The 4,933-nt window shown below is 71.3% G+C and carries 4 protein-coding genes; 1 reads left to right on the top strand and 3 read right to left on the bottom strand.

The window, feature by feature from the left end:
* From OU415_RS37855 to OU415_RS37865, 3 genes are all read right to left on the bottom strand, one after another.
* Positions 1 to 513, bottom strand: a 513-nt coding sequence (locus OU415_RS37855) for an SDR family oxidoreductase (protein WP_270954615.1), incomplete at its 3' end; no start/stop codon positions are given.
* A gap of 149 nt (positions 514 to 662) precedes the next feature.
* Positions 663 to 2,135 (bottom strand): MDR family MFS transporter, encoded by a 1,473-nt coding sequence (locus OU415_RS37860; RefSeq protein ID WP_270954616.1) that lies wholly within the window; start codon positions 2,133 to 2,135, stop codon positions 663 to 665.
* A gap of 165 nt (positions 2,136 to 2,300) precedes the next feature.
* Positions 2,301 to 2,906: a transporter substrate-binding domain-containing protein gene (locus tag OU415_RS37865; RefSeq protein WP_270954618.1), complete on the bottom strand. Its 606-nt coding sequence runs from the start codon at positions 2,904 to 2,906 to the stop codon at positions 2,301 to 2,303.
* A gap of 178 nt (positions 2,907 to 3,084) precedes the next feature.
* On the opposite strand from OU415_RS37865, the gene edd reads away from it, so the two are divergent.
* Positions 3,085 to 4,917, top strand: a complete 1,833-nt coding sequence (gene edd / locus OU415_RS37870) for a phosphogluconate dehydratase (RefSeq protein ID WP_270954619.1) — start codon at positions 3,085 to 3,087, stop codon at positions 4,915 to 4,917.
* The last annotated feature ends 16 nt before the right edge of the window (positions 4,918 to 4,933 follow it).

The raw sequence follows: 4,933 nt of genomic DNA on the forward strand, positions 1-4,933 counted from the left end.
GACGTCGGCCACGGCCTGGGCGACCTCGGCCGCGGCGATGGGCTGGACGAGCACGGCGGGCCGGCGGACGGTGTGCTCGTCGGCGTCCTCGGCCAGCACCGCGGCGATGAACTCGAAGAACTGGGTGGCGCGGACGATCGAGTACGGCACGGGACTGGCCTTGAGCAGGTCCTCCTGCAGCACCTTGGCGCGGTAGTAGACCAGGCCCGGAACCCGGTCGGCGCCCACGATCGAGAGCACGACCGCGTGGCCGACGCCCGCGACTTCGGCAGCCGCCAGCAGGTTGTCCATGCTCTGCTGGAAGAACGCGAGCGAGGCTTCGTCGAAGGTCGGCGAGTTCGTCAGGTTGACGACGACGTCAGCCCCCTCCAGCGCCTCGCGCAGACCCTGCCCGCTGAGCAGGTCCAGGCCGGTGGACAGCGAGTGCGGCACCGCCTCGTGCCCGGCTGCGCGCAGGATCTCGACCACCTGCGATCCGATGAGCCCCGTCCCTCCCACGACAGCGATCTTCATCTCCGGCGCCCCTCCTCCCACGACGGCTGGAGCAACGCCACCAGTGCAGCCTTCGCGGGGTGACCGCGAAAGGGGCGGATGTCCTTCACCGGCGAACGGGAAAGCCCCGGAACTCGGTGCGGTTCCGGGGCTTTCCCAGCTGAGCTCGGTCAGTGCGTCGGCGTCGGCTCCCGCCCCGGCTCCTCGGCGGTGTCCTCCGGCTGCTTCGCGGCCGGAGGCGTGCCGATGAACAGCGACGTGATGAACGCCAGCACGCCGATCCCGGCGGCGACGACGAACGCCGTGCGCAGGCCCCCCGCGTCCGGGATGCCGGACGGGGCACTGCTGGCCACGGCGGACACAGTGACGAACACCGCCGTGCCGAACGCGCCCGCGACCTGCTGGAGCGTCGCCATGATCGCGCTGCCGTGCGAGTAGAGGTGATCGGGCAACGCGCTCAGCGACGAGGTCATCAGCGGAGTCATCATCAGCCCGAGCCCGGCCATGAGCACCACGTGGATCGCGATGACCGCGGCCAGCGGTGAGTTCGGCCCGAGGGTGGCGAACAGGCACAGCGACACCGCCATGGCCAGCGCCCCCGGGATCACCAGCGGCCGCGCGCCGACCCGGTCGAACAACCGGCCCACCGGACGTCCGAGCAGACCCATGACCAGACCGCCCGGCAGCACCGCCAGGCCGCTGGCGAACGTCGACTCGTGCAGGACGGTCTGCAGGTACAGCGGCAGCAGGATCGCCCCGGCCCCCAGCAGGCACATGAACAGCAGAGCGCTCAGCAGCAAGGCGATCCCGAAGGACCGGTTGGTCAGCGGACGCAGGTCCAGCAAGGCGCGGTCCTGGCGCTGCAAGCGGATCTGCCGCGCCGCGAAGGTGGCCAGCGCGACCGCGCCGATCGACACCGGGATCCACGGTGGCAGCTGCTGCTGCCCGCCGGACTCGCCGACCAGCGACAGTCCGTAGAGCAGGCCGCCGAAGCCCAGCGCCGAAAGCACGACGGAGATCAGGTCCAGCGGGACCGCCCGCGTCTCGCTGTCCAGCCGCATCCAGGCCGCGCCGATGGCCAGCGCGATCAGCGCCAGCGGCAGCACGATCCAGAACATCCAGCGCCAGCTCAGCTGGTTGAGCACCGCGCCGCCGATCGTCGGGCCGATCGCCGGGGCCACCGCGATGACGATGGTGATCGTGCCCATCGTCGCGCCGCGCTTGTCGGCCGGGACCAGGCGCATCACCGAAGTCATCAGCAGCGGCACCATCACCGCCGTTCCGCACGCCTGCACGACGCGGCCCGCCAGCAGCACCTCGAACCCCGGCGCGAGCGCGCTGATCAGGGTGCCCGCGCTGAACAGCGACTGCGCGGTCAGGAAGATCTGGCGCGGGGTGAAGCGCTCCAGCAGAAAACCGGTGGTGGGGATGACCACCGCCATGGTCAGCAGGAATCCGCTGGTCAGCCACTGCACGGTCGTGGTGCTGACCTGGAGGTCGACGGTGAGGTCGCGCAGGGCGACACTCAGGATCGTCTCGTTCAGGATCATCACGAACGCGGAGGCGACCAGCACACCTATCAGCACTGCCGCCCGCGGTGGTGTGGTGCCGCGGGCGACGTCCGCAGTTGCGGATTCGGTCATGGTCAGGTTGCTCCTCGCGAGTATTCGGCCGGTGCGACCGGCGCAGCCCGTACCGGGCCACCACGTGGTCGAACGCGACGCAGGGTTCGAGTCTGCTCATCAGCCGCGCAATCGGCATCCGATTTTTCGCCGAGAGCGGGCGAACTCACTGCGCGGCGCGGGCGATCAGGAGCCGGGTCGGGCTTGGATCCCGGCTGCTCCGAGGGTCTTGTCGTAGGCGCGCTGCCAGGCGCCGTCGGCGACCGCGGCGTCGAGCATGCGCTGCAGTTCCCCGGCCAGCAACCGGTCGTCGGACTTGATCACCAGGTTCCGCTCGGTGTCGGTGATCGCGTACGGCCCGACCTTCGCCAGCCGCGGATCGTCGGCCTCGCCGCCGAGCAGCAGGTCGACGTCACCGGACAGCGCCGCGTCCCGCAGCTGCGTCGCGGGCAGCCGCCGGAACTGCACGTCGGTCGGCGCCAGGCCGATGCGGTGGGCCAGGTCGCGCGCGATCTCCGCGTCGAAGCCCTGGTAGTCACCGGTCTGGTCGCGGCTGAGGAAGGCCGGCGGGGCGTCGACGCGGACCCCGACCCGCACCTTCCGGCGCTGCTGGATCTTGACCAGGGTCGGCGAGGTGGACAGCTCCACCGAAGTGCCGTCCGACGACGCCGGTGGCGGCGCGACGGGCGTGGCAGGGGCGGGGGGCAGCTGGTTCTGCGCGGCCTCCGGATCCTGACCGCAGCCCGCCAGCACGGCGCCCAGGCACACCAGCGCGAGCACGCGAATCCGCATCACCACTCCTCCCACTCACCACTGCTACCAGATGATCGCGCACCGGTCCGACAGAACGTGGGTGGTTTGCAGATGATCTGGATCGATTGTGAAATCGAGGACACACCCGTTAGTGTGATTGCCGTCATGTGGCGTCAGCGTTGCCGCCCGGTTTCGAGGTCACTCCCGGAGGCGATCCATGGCGCAGTCCGCGCAGCACGTCGTCCAGCAGGTCACCCGGCGCATCGCCGAGCGAAGCGCCCCGAGCCGCACCGCGTACCTGGAGCGCATCCGCGCTGCGGCCGCCGTCGGCCCGGCCCGCACCGAACTGCCGTGCAGCAACCTCGCGCACGGGTTCGCCGCTTGCAGCGGCGAAGACCGGCTCGCGGTGCGCGGTGCGACGAAGCCCGGTGTGGCGATCGTGTCGGCCTACAACGACATGCTCTCCGCGCACCAGCCCTACGCCGAGTTCCCGGCCTGGATCAAGGACGCGGTGCGCGAGGCCGGTGGCGTCGCGCAGTTCGCCGGCGGGGTGCCCGCGATGTGCGACGGGATCACCCAGGGCCGCACCGGCATGGAGCTGTCGCTGTTCTCCCGCGACGTGATCGCGATGGCCACCGGCGTGGCGCTGTCCCACGAGATGTTCGACGCCGCGCTGCTGCTCGGGGTGTGCGACAAGATCGTGCCGGGGCTGCTGATCGGCGCGCTGGCCTTCGGGCACCTGCCGACCGTGCTGGTGCCCGCCGGGCCGATGCCCTCCGGGCTGCCGAACCGGGAGAAGAGCCGCATCCGGCAGCTGTTCGCGGAGGGCAAGGCCAGCCGCGAGAACCTGCTGGAAGCCGAATCCGCGTCGTACCACTCCCCCGGCACCTGCACCTTCTACGGCACCGCGAACTCCAACCAGCTGGTCGTGGAGGTGATGGGCCTGCACCTGCCAGGATCGAGCTTCGTGCCGCCGGGCACCCCGCTGCGCAAGGCGCTCACCGAGGAGGCCGCGCGGCGCGTGGTCGGGCTGGACGCGCCGATCGGCGAGATCGTGGACGAGCGCGCCATCGTCAACGGCGTGGTCGCGCTGCTGGCCACCGGCGGCTCCACCAACCACACGCTGCACCTGGTCGCCATCGCCGCGGCCGCCGGCATCGAGCTGAGCTGGGACGACTTCTCCGACCTGTCGGCCGTCGTGCCGTCACTGGCGAAGGTGTACCCGAACGGCTCGGCCGACATCAACCACTTCGCGGCAGCGGGCGGGGTGCAGACGCTGGTCGGCGAGCTGCTGGACGCGGGCTTGCTGCACTCCGACGTCAAGACCGTCGCCGGGCCCGGCCTGGACCGCTACCGGCAGCAGCCGTTCCTGGAGGACGGCGAGCTGGTGTGGCGCGATGCGCCGCGCAAGAGCCTCGACCCGGACGTGCTGCGCGGTGTCGACGAGCCGTTCGCGCCGGACGGCGGGCTGCGGGTGCTGGAGGGCAACCTGGGGCGCTCGGTGATCAAGGTGTCCGCGGTCAGCGCCGAGCACCGCGCGGTCACCGCACCGGCGCGGGTCTTCGACGACCAGCACGAGTTCACCGCCGCGTTCCGGAACGGCGAGCTGGACCACGACGTCGTGGTGGTGATCCGCAACCAGGGCCCGCAGGCCAACGGCATGCCCGAGCTGCACGGGCTCACCCCGGCGCTGGGCGTGCTGATGGATCGCGGCCACCAGGTCGCACTGGTCACCGACGGCCGCATGTCTGGGGCCTCCGGCAAGATCCCGGCGGCGATCCAGCTGACCCCGGAGGCCAGCGCCGGAGGTCCGCTGGCGCGGGTGCGCGACGGCGACGTGGTCCGGCTCGACGCCGACCGCGGAACGCTGGAACTGCTCGTGCCCGACGGCGAACTGGACTCCCGGGACTCGGCCCCGCCGGCCGACCGGGCGCCGTTCGGCACCGGCCGCGAACTGTTCTCGGCCTTCCGCCAGGCGGTCGGCCGGGCCGACCGAGGAGCGAGCGTCTTCACGCAGCTCCAACCCCAACCCTCCGACGTGCCAGCATGAGTCGTGAGTGCGTAAC

This window comes from Saccharopolyspora oryzae, from assembly GCF_027853915.1.
GTDB classification, from domain to species: Bacteria; Actinomycetota; Actinomycetes; order Mycobacteriales; family Pseudonocardiaceae; genus Saccharopolyspora; species Saccharopolyspora oryzae.